The sequence below is a fragment of the Qipengyuania citrea genome (assembly GCF_024171405.1).
Lineage (GTDB): Bacteria > Pseudomonadota > Alphaproteobacteria > Sphingomonadales > Sphingomonadaceae > Qipengyuania > Qipengyuania profunda.
Map to the genome: position 1 here is coordinate 1,383,354 of NZ_JALJZT010000002.1, position 14,285 is coordinate 1,397,638.

General features: G+C 61.2%; 18 protein-coding genes. 7 read left to right on the forward strand and 11 right to left on the reverse strand.

Annotated features, from left to right (window positions below; all coding sequences use genetic code 11):
- Window positions 1-90: 90 nt before the first annotated feature.
- From arsH to J2S32_RS07620, 7 genes are all read right to left on the reverse strand, one after another.
- Window positions 91-837, reverse strand: coding sequence for an arsenical resistance protein ArsH (gene arsH / locus J2S32_RS07590; RefSeq protein ID WP_063512060.1), 747 nt, complete (start codon window positions 835-837; stop codon window positions 91-93).
- 23 nt (window positions 838-860) lie between these two features.
- The gene (locus tag J2S32_RS07595; protein ID WP_063512059.1) at window positions 861-1,184 is read right to left on the reverse strand and encodes a YnfA family protein; all 324 of its coding nucleotides are present in this window, start codon (window positions 1,182-1,184) and stop codon (window positions 861-863) included.
- Window positions 1,181-2,467 carry an arsenic transporter gene (locus J2S32_RS07600; RefSeq protein WP_063512058.1) on the reverse strand — a complete coding sequence of 429 codons (1,287 nt, stop codon included), beginning with the start codon at window positions 2,465-2,467 and terminating at the stop codon, window positions 1,181-1,183. The genes J2S32_RS07595 and J2S32_RS07600 overlap by 4 nt, the downstream gene beginning before the upstream one ends.
- Window positions 2,467-2,895, reverse strand: a complete 429-nt coding sequence (arsC, locus tag J2S32_RS07605) for an arsenate reductase (glutaredoxin) (protein WP_063512057.1) — start codon at window positions 2,893-2,895, stop codon at window positions 2,467-2,469. The genes J2S32_RS07600 and arsC overlap by 1 nt, the downstream gene beginning before the upstream one ends.
- Window positions 2,896-3,414 carry an arsenate reductase ArsC gene (locus J2S32_RS07610; protein WP_063512062.1) on the reverse strand — a complete coding sequence of 173 codons (519 nt, stop codon included), beginning with the start codon at window positions 3,412-3,414 and terminating at the stop codon, window positions 2,896-2,898.
- A gap of 11 nt (window positions 3,415-3,425) precedes the next feature.
- The gene (locus J2S32_RS07615) at window positions 3,426-3,758 is read right to left on the reverse strand and encodes an ArsR/SmtB family transcription factor (protein ID WP_063512056.1); all 333 of its coding nucleotides are present in this window, start codon (window positions 3,756-3,758) and stop codon (window positions 3,426-3,428) included.
- A 287-nt stretch (window positions 3,759-4,045) separates the two neighbouring features.
- Window positions 4,046-5,203, reverse strand: coding sequence for an FAD-dependent monooxygenase (locus tag J2S32_RS07620; RefSeq protein ID WP_063512055.1), 1,158 nt, complete (start codon window positions 5,201-5,203; stop codon window positions 4,046-4,048).
- A gap of 129 nt (window positions 5,204-5,332) precedes the next feature.
- On the opposite strand from J2S32_RS07620, the gene J2S32_RS07625 reads away from it, so the two are divergent.
- Both J2S32_RS07625 and J2S32_RS07630 read left to right on the forward strand, forming a co-directional pair.
- The gene (locus J2S32_RS07625; RefSeq protein ID WP_063512054.1) at window positions 5,333-5,947 is read left to right on the forward strand and encodes a TetR/AcrR family transcriptional regulator; all 615 of its coding nucleotides are present in this window, start codon (window positions 5,333-5,335) and stop codon (window positions 5,945-5,947) included.
- Window positions 5,948-6,189: 242 nt separating this feature from the next.
- Window positions 6,190-7,752 (forward strand): mechanosensitive ion channel family protein, encoded by a 1,563-nt coding sequence (locus J2S32_RS07630; protein ID WP_063512053.1) that lies wholly within the window; start codon window positions 6,190-6,192, stop codon window positions 7,750-7,752.
- Window positions 7,753-7,778: 26 nt separating this feature from the next.
- On the opposite strand, the gene J2S32_RS07635 is transcribed toward J2S32_RS07630, so the two are convergent.
- Both J2S32_RS07635 and J2S32_RS07640 read right to left on the reverse strand, forming a co-directional pair.
- Window positions 7,779-8,396 carry a TetR/AcrR family transcriptional regulator gene (locus J2S32_RS07635; RefSeq protein ID WP_063512052.1) on the reverse strand — a complete coding sequence of 206 codons (618 nt, stop codon included), beginning with the start codon at window positions 8,394-8,396 and terminating at the stop codon, window positions 7,779-7,781.
- On the reverse strand, window positions 8,393-8,674 hold the full coding sequence (locus J2S32_RS07640) for a hypothetical protein (protein ID WP_234004007.1): 282 nt from the start codon (window positions 8,672-8,674) through the stop codon (window positions 8,393-8,395). The genes J2S32_RS07635 and J2S32_RS07640 overlap by 4 nt, the downstream gene beginning before the upstream one ends.
- A 30-nt stretch (window positions 8,675-8,704) precedes the next feature.
- Here J2S32_RS07640 and J2S32_RS07645 point away from each other — a divergent pair, with 30 nt between their 5' ends.
- The 5 genes from J2S32_RS07645 to J2S32_RS07665 all read left to right on the forward strand — a co-directional run bounded on the left by J2S32_RS07645 (window position 8,705) and on the right by J2S32_RS07665 (window position 13,371).
- Window positions 8,705-9,619 (forward strand): catalase family protein, encoded by a 915-nt coding sequence (locus tag J2S32_RS07645; protein WP_253519808.1) that lies wholly within the window; start codon window positions 8,705-8,707, stop codon window positions 9,617-9,619.
- Window positions 9,620-9,644: 25 nt separating this feature from the next.
- Complete coding sequence (locus J2S32_RS07650; RefSeq protein WP_253519811.1) at window positions 9,645-10,340, forward strand: hypothetical protein; 696 nt, start codon at window positions 9,645-9,647, stop codon at window positions 10,338-10,340.
- 1 nt (window position 10,341) lies between these two features.
- Window positions 10,342-11,730, forward strand: a complete 1,389-nt coding sequence (locus tag J2S32_RS07655) for a Dyp-type peroxidase (RefSeq protein WP_253519834.1) — start codon at window positions 10,342-10,344, stop codon at window positions 11,728-11,730.
- Window positions 11,727-12,146 (forward strand): acyl-CoA thioesterase, encoded by a 420-nt coding sequence (locus J2S32_RS07660; protein ID WP_063511171.1) that lies wholly within the window; start codon window positions 11,727-11,729, stop codon window positions 12,144-12,146. The genes J2S32_RS07655 and J2S32_RS07660 overlap by 4 nt, the downstream gene beginning before the upstream one ends.
- Window positions 12,147-12,843: 697 nt before the next feature.
- Window positions 12,844-13,371 carry a hypothetical protein gene (locus J2S32_RS07665; protein ID WP_156493926.1) on the forward strand — a complete coding sequence of 176 codons (528 nt, stop codon included), beginning with the start codon at window positions 12,844-12,846 and terminating at the stop codon, window positions 13,369-13,371.
- Between the two features lie 424 nt (window positions 13,372-13,795).
- Here J2S32_RS07665 and J2S32_RS07670 read toward each other — a convergent pair whose 3' ends face one another.
- Window positions 13,796-13,963: a hypothetical protein gene (locus J2S32_RS07670; protein ID WP_156493925.1), complete on the reverse strand. Its 168-nt coding sequence runs from the start codon at window positions 13,961-13,963 to the stop codon at window positions 13,796-13,798.
- A complete protein-coding gene (locus tag J2S32_RS07675) occupies window positions 13,960-14,211 on the reverse strand; it encodes a helix-turn-helix domain-containing protein (RefSeq protein ID WP_063511172.1) in 252 nt (83 codons plus the stop codon). Before J2S32_RS07675 ends, J2S32_RS07670 begins: the two co-directional genes overlap by 4 nt.
- Between the last annotated feature and the right edge of the window lie 74 nt (window positions 14,212-14,285).

Here is a 14,285-nt window from a genome sequence, read left to right on the forward strand (position 1 = left end):
ACTGACCGCTGTCGGCCCCTTCGAGCCAGTCAGCTTTGCGCCCCAATTCCGGACGTTCGGCCTCTTCCAAAGAACCCCTCAAAGCGGCCATCACGATGAGGACAGAGCAATCGTCGATATGTCCTCCTCCGGATTGATGACCTTACCGGCTTCCTTCCTCTCAGAGTAGCGGTCGACCAACTGTTCCGAGTGCGGGCGCAGGAGGACCGTAAAGCGGACTAGTTCCTCCATGACGTCCACGATCCGGTCGTAGAGCGAGGACCGTTTCATGCGGCCGGCCTCGTCGAACTCCTCGTATGCCTTCGGCACGCTGGACTGGTTGGGGATGGTGAACATCCGCATCCAGCGCCCAAGCAACCGCAGTGTGTTGACGGTGTTGAACGACTGTGAGCCTGCTGACACCTGCATGACTGCCAGCGTCCGCCCCTGAGTAGGGCGCATGCCTCCGATGCTTAGCGGCAGGTGATCGATCTGGGTCTTCATGATGCCGGTAATCTGACCGTGCCGCTCCGGGCTGCACCAGACCATACCTTCGGACCAGAACGCATGCTCGCGCAATTCCTGGACGGCTGGGTGGTCATCCCCCCCGATCTGATCGGGTAGCGGCAGGTCTGACGGATCAAAAACGCGCGTCTCCGCGCCGAACAGCTGCAGCAATCGAGCAGCTTCCTCAATCGCGAGGCGCGAATACGAGCGTTCCCGCAGGGAGCCGTAGAGCAGCAGGATACGCGGCGGTGGCTGGTCGGAACCGAGGTTCTCGGCAGGACGGGCATGGACGAAGGACGGATCAAGCGCCGGGAAGGTGTCGGGATCGGGCAAGGGACGCAGACGGGACAAAGAAATTCTCCGAATTCGGGTCGTCAGCCACGCGGGCCGAACAGGATGATGGCAGCGCCGGCGAGCACGACCGCGCCGCCGATGAAGTCCCACCGATCGGGCGTAGTGCCTTCGATGATCCACAACCACAGGAGCGACGCGGCAACATAGACCCCGCCATAGGCTGCGAAGGCGCGGCCTGCGGCGTCGGTCGGAACGAGAGTCAGCAGCCAGGCGAACAGGGCCAGCGACACCATCCCAGGCAGTAGCCACAAGGGGCTCTTCTCCAGCCGCCAGCAGGCCCAGAATGCGAAGCAGCCGGCGATTTCGAACAGCGCCGCGAGCGGATAGACGAGGAACAGCTTCATGCGAGGCTCAATCGCAGTGCGAGGGCCGCCAGGGTCACCAGCAGGATTGGCGTGGTCAGCGTGATGCCGACGCGGAAGTAATAGCCCCAGCCGATCTTCACGCCCTTCTGGCCCAGCACATGCAGCCATAGCAGGGTGGCGAGCGAACCGATCGGGGTGATCTTCGGCCCGAGGTCGCAGCCGATCACGTTGGCGTAGATCATCGCGTCGCGAACGGGGCCGGTGGCGCCCGTAGCGTCGATCGACAGCGCGCCGACGAGGACGGTTGGCATGTTGTTCATCCCTGAGGAAAGCACGGCCGCCAGGATGCCTGTCCCGAAGGTAGCGCCCCACACACCGCCCTCTGCCGAGCGTTCGAGCAGTTCCGCTATAGCGGCGGCGAGCCCGGCGTTGCTCATGCCGTAAACGACCAGATACATGCCGAGTGAGAAGATCACGACCTGCCAGGGGGCCTCGCGGATCACCCGGCCAGTCGGAATGACCCGTCCGCGCGCGGCGATCGCGATCAGCGCCAGCGCGCCGACGGCGGCGACCGCGCTGATCGGAACGCCGAGCGGATCGAGGACGAAGAAGCCGACCAGCAGCAATGCCAGCACCACCCACCCGGCGCGGAAGGTCGCCCGGTCGCGGATCGCCTCTGCAGGAAGGCGAAGCTGGGCGACATGGTAGCTGGCGGGAATGTCCTTCCGGAAGAACAGCATCAAAGCCACCAGCGTGGCCGCGATGGCGGCAAGATCGACCGGCACCATGACCAGCGCATACTCGCCGAACCCGATGTCGAAGAAGTCGGCCGACACGATATTGACGAGGTTCGAGACGACCAACGGTAGGCTGGCAGTATCGGAGATGAATCCCGCTGCCATGACGAAGGCCAATGTCGCCTTGGCATTGTAGCCCAGCGCCCGGAGCATCGCGATCACGATGGGGGTTAGGATCAGCGCGGCCCCATCGTTGGCGAAGATGGACGCAACGCCTGCACCGAGCAGCACCACGAGCACGAACAGCATGCGCCCGTTTCCGCGGCCCCATCGTGCGACATGGAGCGCGGCCCACTCGAAGAATCCCGCCCGGTCGAGGATGAGGCTGATGAGGATGATCGCAACGAAGGCGCCGGTCGCATTCCAGATGATGTTCCACACCACTGGAATGTCGGCGAGTGAGATGACGCCGGTGGCAAGCGCCAGCAGTGCTCCGCCGATCGCGCTCCACCCGATGCCGAGCCCACGCGGCTGCCAGATCACCAGCGTGATGGTGGCAATGAAGATCGTGATCGCAAGCAGCATCAGGCGATACGCTTGCCCGCTACATCCGCGACCTGCTCGCCGTCCTCCTTGGTGAAGGCGCCCTGCTGTGGGCTTGGCAAAATGTCGAGCACCGCCTCGGACGGACGGCACAGGCGGACGCCGAGCGGGGAGACGACGAGTGGTCTGTTGATGAGGATCGGGTGTTCCATCATCGCGTCCACGAGCGCTGTATCGCTCAGGCTCTCATCGCCGAGCCCCAGTTCGGCAAAAGGCGTGCCCTTTTCGCGCAGCACCTCCCTCGGACTTAGCCCGGCGCGCTCGATCAGGCTTTCCAGCATCGCGCGCGATGGCGGTGTCTTCAGATACTCGACCACATGCGGCTCGATTCCGGCATTGCGGATCATCGCCAGCGTGTTGCGCGAGGTGCCGCACTCGGGATTATGATAGACGACGATGTCGGTGGTCATTCAGGATTCCTTGGCCTTGGCGCTCGCGCCTTCTTCGCGGCCGATGGCGGCCAATTTGCTGCGCACAGACATTTCGTCGATGCTCTGGAGCGGCAGCATCAGGAACAGCTCGATCCGGCGTTTGAGATAGCTGAGCGCATCGACGAACGCCTGCCGCTGGCCATCGCCCTCGACCGCGGCGGGATCCTCGACGCCCCAATGCGCGGTGAGCGGCTTGCCTAGCCATACCGGACAGCTCTCGCCCGCGGCGTTGTCGCAGACAGTGAAGATGAAATCGAACTCAGGTGCGCCGGGGTTGGTGAACTCGCTCCAGTTCTTCGAGTGCAGGCCATCGATCGGATAACCGAAGCTATCGAGCACCTCGAGCGACATCGGATGCACGTCGCCCTTGGGCTGGCTGCCTGCGCTGTATGCATGGAAGCGACCTCCGCCCATCTTGTTCATCAGCGCTTCGCCCAAAATCGAGCGGGCCGAATTGCCCGTGCATAGGAACAGAACATTGTAAGGTTGGTCAGGCACTGTCTGCTCCTTCAGCAGCAATGGGAGAGTTCGGCCACGAGCGGCTCGCAAAGCTCTGCGCGGCCCTCACAACAATCCTTGGCGATAAAGAGCATCAGGTCGCGCAGGACCTCGATGTTCGCGCGCTGGATCATCTGCCGCCCCCTCTTCTCAGGTATGACGAGACCAGCGCCCACGAGGATCGCGAGATGACTCGAGAAGGTGCTCTGGGTGAGGCCCGAGGCTTCGACGAGCTGGCCTGTCGAGAGCCCGTCGGGTTCGCTGCGCACGAGACGGCGAAACGCATCAAGCCTCGTTGAGTGCGCGAGAGCGGAGAGTGCTTCGAGTGCCGATGTCGACTTCATCCATCGACAATTATCGATGGATGTTAGGGCCGTCAATTCCTATCGACATTGGCCGATGAATTGAGCTGGATTCGATGGGACTTCCTATTGGCCCTCCGTGGTTCGACGGCCGGATCCGACTTTCTAAATCCTAAAACCAGACTGTCTGCTGGCGGCCCAATTCCAGTCATACGATTTAAGAAAGTCTCAATGGGCAGCTTCTGGGCCGCTAGCGGTCTGTCCGGTTTTGAACATGATTTGAGTTGAAGCGGACATCCATCCGTGCAGATTTAAGACCGATTACTTGTCTACCGGCGACTGATGCACTGCTGAAAGCTTCGCGAGATAACGCCCGCCGAAGCGCAAGACCAGTCGGCGCAGGACGAAGAAAAACCCGTTCGATGGCACGAACATCTGCGATTTGAGCCACACGGTCTTGCGCTGTTTTTCAATGTAGGGGCGCAAGCCCCTTCCCAACTTTTCAGCGCGGCGGGCACATTGCCGTTCTGAGCGGCAAGGGCTTCACCCAGTTGCTGCCCGCCCATCAACCCGGCTGTCGCGCCCATGCCGGAAAACAGCGTGAGGCACCATGCGCTGTCCCCCACCAGCACCACGCGGCCCTTGTGCCAGCGGTCCATCTCCACCGTGTGGACCGAATCGAACAGATAGTCGGGCGCGTTGGACAGATCCTCCAGCGCTTCCTCCACGATGGAGTGGGGCTCCATATCGGCAAAGACATCGCGCAGCGTTTCCACCGCAGGCCGTTCGAACTGCGCATCTACATCCTTGGTGCGATAGGCAAAGAACGCCGTCGGCGTATGATCCTGCAGCGGGAAGACCCAGAGCGAGCGTTTATCCTGATTGAGGATTACTCCGTCGCGCTGGCGGAATGTCTCCATCTGTTCTTCTAGCTGATAAGCGCAGATCACCGCATCCAGCGAATGCATGAACTTCTCTTGCGGGCCGAACACCAGCTTGCGCACGGTGAAGCGCAGGCCATCGGCACCGATCACCAGGTCGAAGCGCTCGATCGTTGAACTGCCGTCTTTCGTATCCAGCGTCACATCGACGCCGTCCGCGCGCTCAACAATGGCCACGGGGCTTGTGCCGAACCGGATTTCGACCTGCCCGTCGACGCCGTTCCACAACCCTTCTTCGATATCACCGCGCAGCAGCGTGGCAGGCCGGGTCGGCTGGTCGGCGAACCCGGCTACGCGCACACGTCCGCCGTCTTTCGTCATGTGCCAATTCGGCGAGGCTTCGGGCGTGCGGATATGGATGCCGGGCAGCACGCCCAGCCTTTCCGCCGCATGTTTGCCCGCATCCTGAAGGCCGATGAAATAGCCGCCTGTCCGTCGCTCAGGCGCGCGTTCGACGATGACGGGTTCCCACCCGGCCTTCTTAAGCGACATGGCGCTGGCCATTCCGGCGATGCCGAGGCCGACGATAAGAGCGCGTTGAGTCATGATTGCTGTATCCTTCCTGTCGGGGGTGAGGGGCGAAAGCCCCTGCGCCCGAACCGATATGAACACTGTATAGATACCTCGCGCGCTTTTTGTCTAGACACTGTTTAGATTGCGTGCCAGATTGCCCTCATGACCAAGACGAAACGCGACAGCTATCATCATGGCGACCTGCGCAGCGCGCTGATTTCCGCCGCGGAAGAGATCATCGCCGCAGAAGGCGTGGAAGGCTTCACGCTGCGCAAGGCAGCGCGCAAGGCGGGCGTATCCCCCGGCGCGCCAACGCATCATTTCGGCAGCATGGCGGGCTTGCTGACGCAGGTGGCGCGGCGCAGTTACGAGGCACTGGGCAAGCAACTGGCAGGCGCGGCAGAGGGGCTGGAAGGCAACGCGGCGCTGCGCGCGCTGACCGCCGTCTATGTTAGGTTCGCGCGCGACAACACGGGCCGTTTCCGCCTGATGGGCCGCACCGACTTGATCGAATTGGAGGACGATGACCTGCGGGCTGCGGTCTATCGGGCGATGCGCCCGCTCGCCGCCGCCGCTGCCGGAACACGCGGCCTCGGCGTGCCGACCCCCGAGTTCGAGCGACTGGATCCGCGCCTGATCGCCGCCATCGTCCCCGCGCACGGACTGGCGCATCTGGCCACCGAAGGACGGCTGGCCGCGACAATGCGGTCGGGAGAGGTGGACGCGCAGGCGCAAGACGCGTTGGTGGACGAGGTTTTGCGCGCGCTGTGGCCTTGAAGCAAACCGCCCAAACCGATAGCCGCTACGCAATACTGATCACGCTGAACGCGAACGAGCCATATGCTACGACTTCGGTTTCTTGCTGTGCCTCGATATCTGACGCTGGAGGCGCGCGCGTGTCCTACCCGCCTGCTCGGGCAAACAGGACAGCTCTCCAGCGCAGGAAGTTACCTGTACTACAATGGTGAGCACGTCTGCTGTTGAAAAACCGCCACTCGCGCGCCAAACATTCCCCCAAAATGCGTAAGATCCTCGCCTTTTTCCACGCTTTGCTGGCAACCGTACTGCTCACTTGCGGCGTCGCAGCTTTCGCCGCGACGTCGATTCTTCCGTCGTCCGGGGACGCCGCCGAGGCGCAGGTGGCGATGGATCCCTTCGGGCGGGAAACGCCGCGATCGACCGTGACCAATCTGCTGGGCGTGCTGGCGAGCGAAGATCCTGGTGCCCTCGATCCCTATCTCGACCTGCCTGCCGGTATGGATCGCGCAGAGGTCGTGCCGCGCCTGCGCGCTGCGCTCGATGCGGGCGGGACGCTCGCCACCTATCAGGAACTGGCCAACGAGCCCAACGGGCGGCTCGACGATGGCCTCGGCCCGACACGCGAACAGGTCGGGACACTCGCCGGGGGCGAGATACCCATCCTGCTGACACAGAGCAGCGGCACGGACGGGCCTGCCATCTGGCGGCTGTCGGCGGAAACGCTACAGGCGCTCCCGGATATCGAACCGCAGGCGATCCCGGAAGAAGAGGCTATCGTCGCCGGTGCCCCTGCGCTGGATTGGGTCAAGCTGCTGGGACTATTGATCGCCGTCTTCATCGCGACCCGGTTGCTGGCCGCGCTGGTCCTGCTCGGTCTGCGGCAGGTCCTCTCGCGCGATGGGGCGGTGTACCGGGTCCTCGATGCCGCCCTGCCGCCGCTGGCGCTGGTTGTCACCATCGTCGGTTTCCGGCTGTGGTCGGACGCTGCGCCGATCTCGATCGTCGCGCGTCAGGTCGTGCTGCGCTATCTCGGCATTGCAGCGTGGATCGTGTTCCTGTGGTTCCTGTTCCGCCTGGTCGATGCGCTCGCCCGGTGGCTGTCGCTGCGCATGACGCGGCGCGCGCGGTACCAGAGCGCGTCTGTCATCGTCTTTGCCCGCCGGGTTATCAAGGCCGGACTGTTGGTCCTGGGGGCGCTCGGCATCCTCGACACGCTCGGCTTCGATGTCACCGCTGGTGTGGCGGCGCTCGGCATCGGCGGTCTGGTCTTGGCGCTGGGTGCACAGAAGACGGTCGAGAACCTGGTCGGCACCGTATCCGTGCTGGCCGACCGGCCGGTGCAGGTCGGGGATGTGTGCAAGGTCGGCGATGTGCTCGGCACGATCGAGGATATCGGGATGCGGTCGACCCGGATCAGGACGCTGGAACGAACCGTCGTCACGATCCCCAATGGCGATTTTTCCTCACGCCAGATCGAAAACTATACCAAGCGCGAACGTTTCCTCTTCAACGAGACGATCGGCCTCGAATACGCCTTGGATGCGGCCAAGCTGCGTGAAGGGATTGGCCTGATAGCAGAGGCGCTCGCACAGAACGAGCACATCGCCCCGGAGCCGCGCCGGGCGACATTACGTTATTTTGCAACGGACTCGCTGGCGATCGAAACCTTTGCCTACATCATGACCGCCGATTTCGACGAAAGCCTGAGAATCCGCAACGATCTCATGCTCGACATCTACGAGCGATTGGAACAGGCAGGCATCGGGTTCGCCTTCCCGACACAGACCCTTTACCTGCGCAAGGACGAAACCGGGCAAGGGTGACGCGGTATGGTGGCGGTCACGCAACGCTATCCGGCTGACGGTTCGCCGAACATGATCTGCCTGAAGACCTTCACGTAACTTTCTTCCGGCTGGGTGCCGTCGCCCGATCGCAAGACCGCGGTATGCCAGAGTATGAGCAAGGTTTCGGTGATGACATCGGCGGGCAAGCGGAGTGGCTGCCCAAACTGGGCGGCCAGGCCTTCGATCAGAACCCGGAACTGGGCCGTTACACGCGCCTCCGCAGCCTTGTACTGCGCGCGGAATTCCGGGTTGCGAAAGGCATAGAGCTGCAATTCCAGCGCCAGCGCCGCCCAGGCCTGGCGATCGGGGATGTCGGCTAGCCACGCAGCAAGCGTTTGCATGGCCTGGTCGATATCGGCTTCCGGGATCGAGGCGGCGAGGTCTTCCAGTCGGTCCCGCTGTTCGGCCAAGTGACCTTCCATGACTTCGAGCAGCAGCAACTCCTTGCTCTCGAAGTTCGAATAAAAGGCGCCTTGCGTAAATCCGGCGTCGGCGCAGAGCTGGCGCACGGAAAGTGCCGGGATGGAATGGGCGATCATCAGCCGCTCGGCCGATTTGATCAGCTTGGCGCGTGTTTCCGCCTGGCTTTGCCGACGCGATTTGGTGGTGGTTTCGCCGCTCATGGTGCTCGATCCGTCTCAAAAATCCTGATTTTCGGAACCAAATTTTCAGATATCACTTGATATTTCAAATGCCCGGCCAGAGGATCGGTTTCCCGTCGATCCTTTTCAGCAGGCAAAACAGGCAGGAGTTGTTGCCCATGCAGCCCATACGGTTCACCCCCAATGTCGAGCAAGTCGATCCCGACGAACAGCGGCTGACGCGCGAGATCGTCGAACAGATGAATGCGACGGCGCGCAACGCGTTCGAACGGCATCGGCACGCCCATCGCGATGCCCATGCGAAATCGCACGCGATCCTTAAGGGTAGCATGACCGTGCACGACGGTCTGTCGGCTGAGCTTGCGCAGGGCATCTTCGCTTCTCCGAAGACCTACGAGGTCGTCGCGCGGCTTTCGTCCGCGCCGGGCGATATCCATTCGGACGAGGTTCCGGCCCCGCGCGGTTTCGCGATCAAGGTGATCGGCGTTCCGGGTGACCGGCTTTCGCCCGACATCGGTGGCGAGAACCAGGATTTCCTGATGGTGAATTTCCCGGTGCTCGCCTTCGGCACGATCCCGAAATACAAGCAGATGCTGGGTCTGCTCGAAAAGAACGCGCATGCGCCCGATTTCTTCCAACGCCTCGTTGCCGGCGTGGCGCGCGGCGCGAAGGATGCGGTGGAAGCGGTGGGCAAGGTGCCGAGCGCGACGCTCGAGGGGTTGGCGCGCGACAACAATCATCCTCTCGGCGAAACCTATCATACGCAGGCCGCTGTCCGGTTCGGCGACCATGTCGCCAAACTGTCGCTCGCCCCGAAATCCCGATCCGTGCGCGATTTGACCGGTCGGGATCTCGGAGACGTTCAATATTCGACTATGCGCGACGTGATCGGCAATTTTTTCCGCGCGAACGGCGCCGAATATGAATTGCGCGCGCAGCTCTGCACCGATCTCGAAACGATGCCGGTGGAAGATGCGGCGGTGTTGTGGGAAGAGGAAAAGTCTCCTCATCGTGCCGTCGCCACGCTGCGCTTCGACAGCCAAGGCCCCTACAGCCCGCCACGCCAGGTGTTCGGCGACGATGTATTGTCGTTCAATCCATGGAACGGCGTCGAGGCGCATCGTCCGCTGGGCGGCATCATGCGCATTCGCCGCGCGGCCTACGAACGGTCCAGCGCCTATCGTCACACCCAGAACGATCGCCCGCGCATAGAGCCGCAGGCCCTGTCCGACATTCCCGATTGACCACCAAGCGCAAAAGGAGCGCGCCATGACCAAAAGCATCGATCCGCGTCTTGCCGATGAGAGCAAGCCCGAAGAAATCCGCCGCCGTGCGCGCGAGCTGGCAGAAGACTTGCCGCAGCTGGCGAAAATTGCGCTGGAAGCGATGATCCGTGACCACAATCCCGATTACAAGGGCACTGCCAACAAGGCGGGGCGCGCAGGCATGCAGTCGGGCAATGTGTCCGAACTGACTGCTATCGCCAAGGTGAAGCCGGGCGGGGCGGATCGCCTGCGCCGGATCTTCGATCTGACCAACGGCAATATGGACGGCGCGCAGCGCGTGTCGACCTTGCACGATATGCGCTTCGTTTTCTTCGACGACGATACGCGGATCCTGTTCGCCACAACCTATGATGGCGACTGGGACACCTATATTAACGATTTCGCCACCAAGATTCCCGGCTTGATGGACTTGCTCTTCGCCAACATCGAAGGATGGCCGGGCATCGACAGTCCCAAGGTGAAAGACTTCATCGCCGATCACCAGATCGATGCATCGGGCTGGTTCGTCGCAAATCCGCAGGTGACCGTTGTGGATACTCGCCGGTACCAGCGGATGGAGCACGCGCTGGATGACTTCCTCGAAAAATCCCGGGCGAATGCGGATATGGATCCCGCCACGAGCAAGGCTCTCGACGAGCTGAGCACGGCCATCGCGCAACCCGAAGGCGTGGATTATTGACATGGGCATTCTGCAAGAACTTTCCGCCCGCTTCCGTCCCGACAAGGTCAAGCTCCAACTCGACGATATCCAAGCGCTGATCCTGCGATCCCGGCCCGAACCCTATGTCGGCATCCATTCGATGATCCATGTCGACGAGGCCGCGGGTGGTCGGGATCTTTTACGACGCTTGGCCGACCATATCCCTGCTGCATCGGGGTGGACGGATGAACTAGATTCGTGGACCGGCGTCGCCATCAGCTACGATGGCTTGAAGGCACTCGGGCTGCCGGAAACCTCGCTGGGGAGTTTTCCGCTGGCCTTCCAGCAGGGCATGGCCGCTCGTGCCGAGCAACTACGCGATTTAGGCGAAAACGCGCCCGAAACATGGGAGGATCCCTATCGCCCCGGCACCTGCCATATCGCATTGACCATTTATGCGCGCGACGACGATGCGCTCGACGGCGTGCTGGCAAAGGCCGAGGCCGAACTGGAAAAATCCACCGGCATCACGCTGATCGGTACGCACCGTTTCGGTGCCGACGAGGACGCAAAGAACCCCTTCGGCTTTCGCGACAGCATTTCGCAGCCGTTGGTCGACGGGAGCGGGGTCGACCCCTTGCCCGGTCAGGAGCGCGCTATCGCGCCTGGAGAATTCATCTTGGGCGAGGACAGTGAGACCGGCAGCCCGCTCGCCATGCCGCAACCCGAACCGCTTGGGCGCAACGGGTCATACATCGTGCTGCGCAAATACCAGAGCCGGGTCGGCGCCTTCAACGACTTCCTGCGCGGACAATCCGCCGACGAAGCCGAGCAGGATTATATCGCCGCGAAAATGTTCGGCCGGTGGCAGAGCGGTGCGCCATTGCCGCTTGCGCCGGAACGGGATGATCCGGAGCTCGGTGCCGATCCGCAGCGCAACAACGACTTCTCTTACGAAGACGATCATCGCGGCCTTGTCTGTCCGCACGCCGCGCACATGCGCCGCCTCAATCCGCGCGACAGCCAGCTTACGATCCTCAGCGACGTGAACATCCACCGCATTATCAGGCGCTCGTCTACCTATGGACCGAAATGGAGCCGCGACGTGACATCCGAAGTCGATGCGCAGGAAGATCGCGGGCTGTTCTTCATCTTCATCAGCGCCAGGGCCTTCGATACGATCGAATTTCTCCAGCAGGAATGGATCAACCGTGGCAACTTCGTCGATCTGGGCGAAGAACGGGATCCGGTCGTCGGCCTGCACCAGACGCCCGGGACCTTTACCATTCCCGAAACGCCGGTGCGCCGAAAAATCGATGGCGTGACCACCTTCAACCGGCTGCGCGGCGGAGAATACATGTTCATGCCCTCGCTCACGGCCCTGCGCTGGATTGGCGACGGCGCATGGGACGAAGGCGCGAGCCCATGAACCCACAGAGGGGGCAGGAGGGCGGTTCGGCTTTCGTCTATCCCATCACGGTCGGCCCTGATGCGATCGACGAGCTCGATCACGTCAACAATGCGGTCTATCTGACCTGGGTGCAGCAGGCGATCACCGCCTATTGGGTCGCACATGCGCCGGCGGAGGAGGTCGCAAAGATCGCATGGATCGCCCTGCGCCACGACATCAGATATCGCAGCGAGGCGTTTCTCGGCGACCAGCTCGAGGCGAAAGTCCTCCTCAGGGGCTTTCGTGGGTCCCGCTCGCAATTCGAAATACAGTTCAGCCGCGGCAGCGTGTCTGTCGCCGAAGTGGACACGACCCTGTGCTGCATCGACCGAGAAACACGGCAGCTGCACCGCATCACGCACGAGTTGGCGAGGCATTTCGCCATTGTAGCTTAATGCACACGGCTTCTTGCCCTTTTTCTCCGAGCCATTTGACAATCCCAACGCGAAGGCGCGAAAACTGTATAAGTTCTATTAATCGCAGCCTCACAACTATCCCCGTTCTAGCGAGGATACCGACCCGTTATCGTTGCATTTGTTATGCAATGCCTCGGCGCTGCCGACCAAGGCGGTCGCAATAGGAGCGCACATTTGCAGCGATCCCTTGTGCTGAACCGACGCCCACTCTCGGGGGGGTCAGCACGCCGATCGCAAGGAGTGGTTGCTAAGGTGCGAAGCTGCCATCTGGGCTGATGCTGACGACAGGCAGCTTTCGGAAAAGATTCAAGCGAGCTCAAATGGCCGACATTAAGGCGCAATGCAGACTGACTGCTATGGGCCGATTGGAGAAAGTCCGGTCTTGGCGGGAAACGAAACTAGAGCAGACTTCCAACACGCGTTTGGAGAATACTATTCTCGAAATCCTCAAGCGGCCGAGAGTACGTCGTAAGGCTGGGCGAACTCTTCCGACTTCAGTTCCCTGCCCACGTCATCGAAGGCATAGACATGCTCGATACGATTGCTCTGTTGTGGACAGGCAACGCCAAGCATTACGTCCTTGTGCCTTGAAATAGAAGGTCTCGGTCTTCATGGACCTCGATGGGCATGCACGGCGCCTCGACTGCCTTGCAAGACAAGGCTTTGAACCACGATCATGGATGAAATCGTAGTCGACGGCGTTTTACGTGATTTACGGCATCTTCGCAGCTTCGCTGTCACCGTACCGAATAAAGGCAAGGATGGCGCAGATTTGATTGTCCGGGTTTCCCTCGGTCTGCATACTGTGTCGCGAGGATGCGAGCGAGGCGCGCATCATTTGGAAGATGAGAACGGCAAGCCACGACAGTTTTGCGAGGACCGCTATGCATTCTCGCTTGGCTTACCTGAACTGTCAAAGCGGATGGTTGAGCAAAATTACTTCTGCTGGGATTCCATCGATCGTAACCGGGCGATGAATTATGCGGTGATAGACGTTGCGCCTGGTCGCATTCGCGAGCTGATTGATGGCGAGCATCAAGTGGTATTTTTTTACCTGTATCCCTGCAGTCAGCCTGAAGCCGATGTAAATTTGGTGATTACGAGTTGCTACGCTCGACACGTAATTTTCAGCCGTATTAGGCGGCGTTACAATCTGCACACGCTGTTACGCACCTGTCTGTATAAAGAACGAAGGATCCCCTAACGACAAAGGGCTTCCGCTTTAGGCGGAAGCCCTTTGAAAAATGCGGGTGTGCCTTACCGTGGTGTACCGGCCATTGAGGCGCACATGCTGCGGCGACCGAGTTATCGGAAGCCCCGCTGTCCGTAGCTGATCATTCAATGCCACAGGATCGTAAAGGTTTCAATAAAAAGTTGAGTCGCAGAAAGAGTGTGAGCCCTCCGCAATCGGCCAACATGCATTCTGATCGGCGTTACGGAAAGCCTTAATCGAGCTAACTCAAATCTGAAAACCACCGTTGCTCACAATCGCTACATTAAGGCGCTTACCTGTTGTCGAACAAATTGTCCCCATAATGCTCGACTTACGAGTGGCGAGTTTCAGGCTCGACCAACCGCTCAGCAAACGACCGAAATTGGGGCGCAAAGCTGCCGTAGGCGCAGCACCCCTACGAGCGTTGCGAAAGCGCAATCACCAGCTTGGCGGCGAGCGCTTCTTCGGCTTTCTCCCGTCGTTCGCGGATCTTTGATACTAGCTGGCGCTTTGAATGATCCGGCATACTAATGATTGCGGCAAGCACCACGGCCTTCAGAAGATCGGGGTGAGTGGTCGTCATGCGATCCCTCCTGACCCTTCGCCCGAATTTCGCAGCCGCTCTACAAGCGCGCGCAGACTGGACGTAAGAACGAGAGTGGCGCTCCCCATCTTGATGATCTCGACCTGGCCTTTAGCGATGAGCACGTAGAGCGTGCTGCGGCCGATCCCGAGATAGCGACAGGCTTCGGGTACGCGCATGGCGATCGGCTCGATTGCCTGGCGCCCATGTTGCTCGCGAAGATGCTCGGTCGTGCTTGCAGATGGCATAGCGTTCGGTCCTTTCGTCTGTGGGGTGATGACGGACCGACCTGGCGGAGCATGGAGGGAGCAGGTCAGGCCCG

Bases quoted from the DNA above. Each gene is read 5' to 3' on its own strand.
- J2S32_RS07600 (WP_063512058.1), bottom strand. From the start codon at position 2,467: ATGCTGCTTGCGATCACGATCTTCATTGCCACCATCACGCTGGTGATC.
- J2S32_RS07635 (WP_063512052.1), bottom strand. From the start codon at position 8,396: ATGAGCGGCGAAACCACCACCAAATCGCGTCGGCAAAGCCAGGCGGAA.
- J2S32_RS07660 (WP_063511171.1), top strand. From the start codon at position 11,727: ATGAACCCACAGAGGGGGCAGGAGGGCGGTTCGGCTTTCGTCTATCCC.
- J2S32_RS07670 (WP_156493925.1), bottom strand. From the start codon at position 13,963: ATGACGACCACTCACCCCGATCTTCTGAAGGCCGTGGTGCTTGCCGCA.
- arsC (WP_063512057.1), bottom strand. From the start codon at position 2,895: ATGACCACCGACATCGTCGTCTATCATAATCCCGAGTGCGGCACCTCG.
- J2S32_RS07620 (WP_063512055.1), bottom strand. From the start codon at position 5,203: ATGACTCAACGCGCTCTTATCGTCGGCCTCGGCATCGCCGGAATGGCC.
- J2S32_RS07675 (WP_063511172.1), bottom strand. From the start codon at position 14,211: ATGCCATCTGCAAGCACGACCGAGCATCTTCGCGAGCAACATGGGCGC.
- J2S32_RS07645 (WP_253519808.1), top strand. From the start codon at position 8,705: ATGACCGTGCACGACGGTCTGTCGGCTGAGCTTGCGCAGGGCATCTTC.
- J2S32_RS07665 (WP_156493926.1), top strand. From the start codon at position 12,844: ATGGATGAAATCGTAGTCGACGGCGTTTTACGTGATTTACGGCATCTT.
- J2S32_RS07615 (WP_063512056.1), bottom strand. From the start codon at position 3,758: ATGAAGTCGACATCGGCACTCGAAGCACTCTCCGCTCTCGCGCACTCA.
- J2S32_RS07640 (WP_234004007.1), bottom strand. From the start codon at position 8,674: ATGGGCATCGCGATGGGCGTGCCGATGCCGTTCGAACGCGTTGCGCGC.
- J2S32_RS07630 (WP_063512053.1), top strand. From the start codon at position 6,190: ATGCGTAAGATCCTCGCCTTTTTCCACGCTTTGCTGGCAACCGTACTG.
- J2S32_RS07650 (WP_253519811.1), top strand. From the start codon at position 9,645: ATGACCAAAAGCATCGATCCGCGTCTTGCCGATGAGAGCAAGCCCGAA.
- J2S32_RS07595 (WP_063512059.1), bottom strand. From the start codon at position 1,184: ATGAAGCTGTTCCTCGTCTATCCGCTCGCGGCGCTGTTCGAAATCGCC.
- J2S32_RS07625 (WP_063512054.1), top strand. From the start codon at position 5,333: ATGACCAAGACGAAACGCGACAGCTATCATCATGGCGACCTGCGCAGC.
- J2S32_RS07655 (WP_253519834.1), top strand. From the start codon at position 10,342: ATGGGCATTCTGCAAGAACTTTCCGCCCGCTTCCGTCCCGACAAGGTC.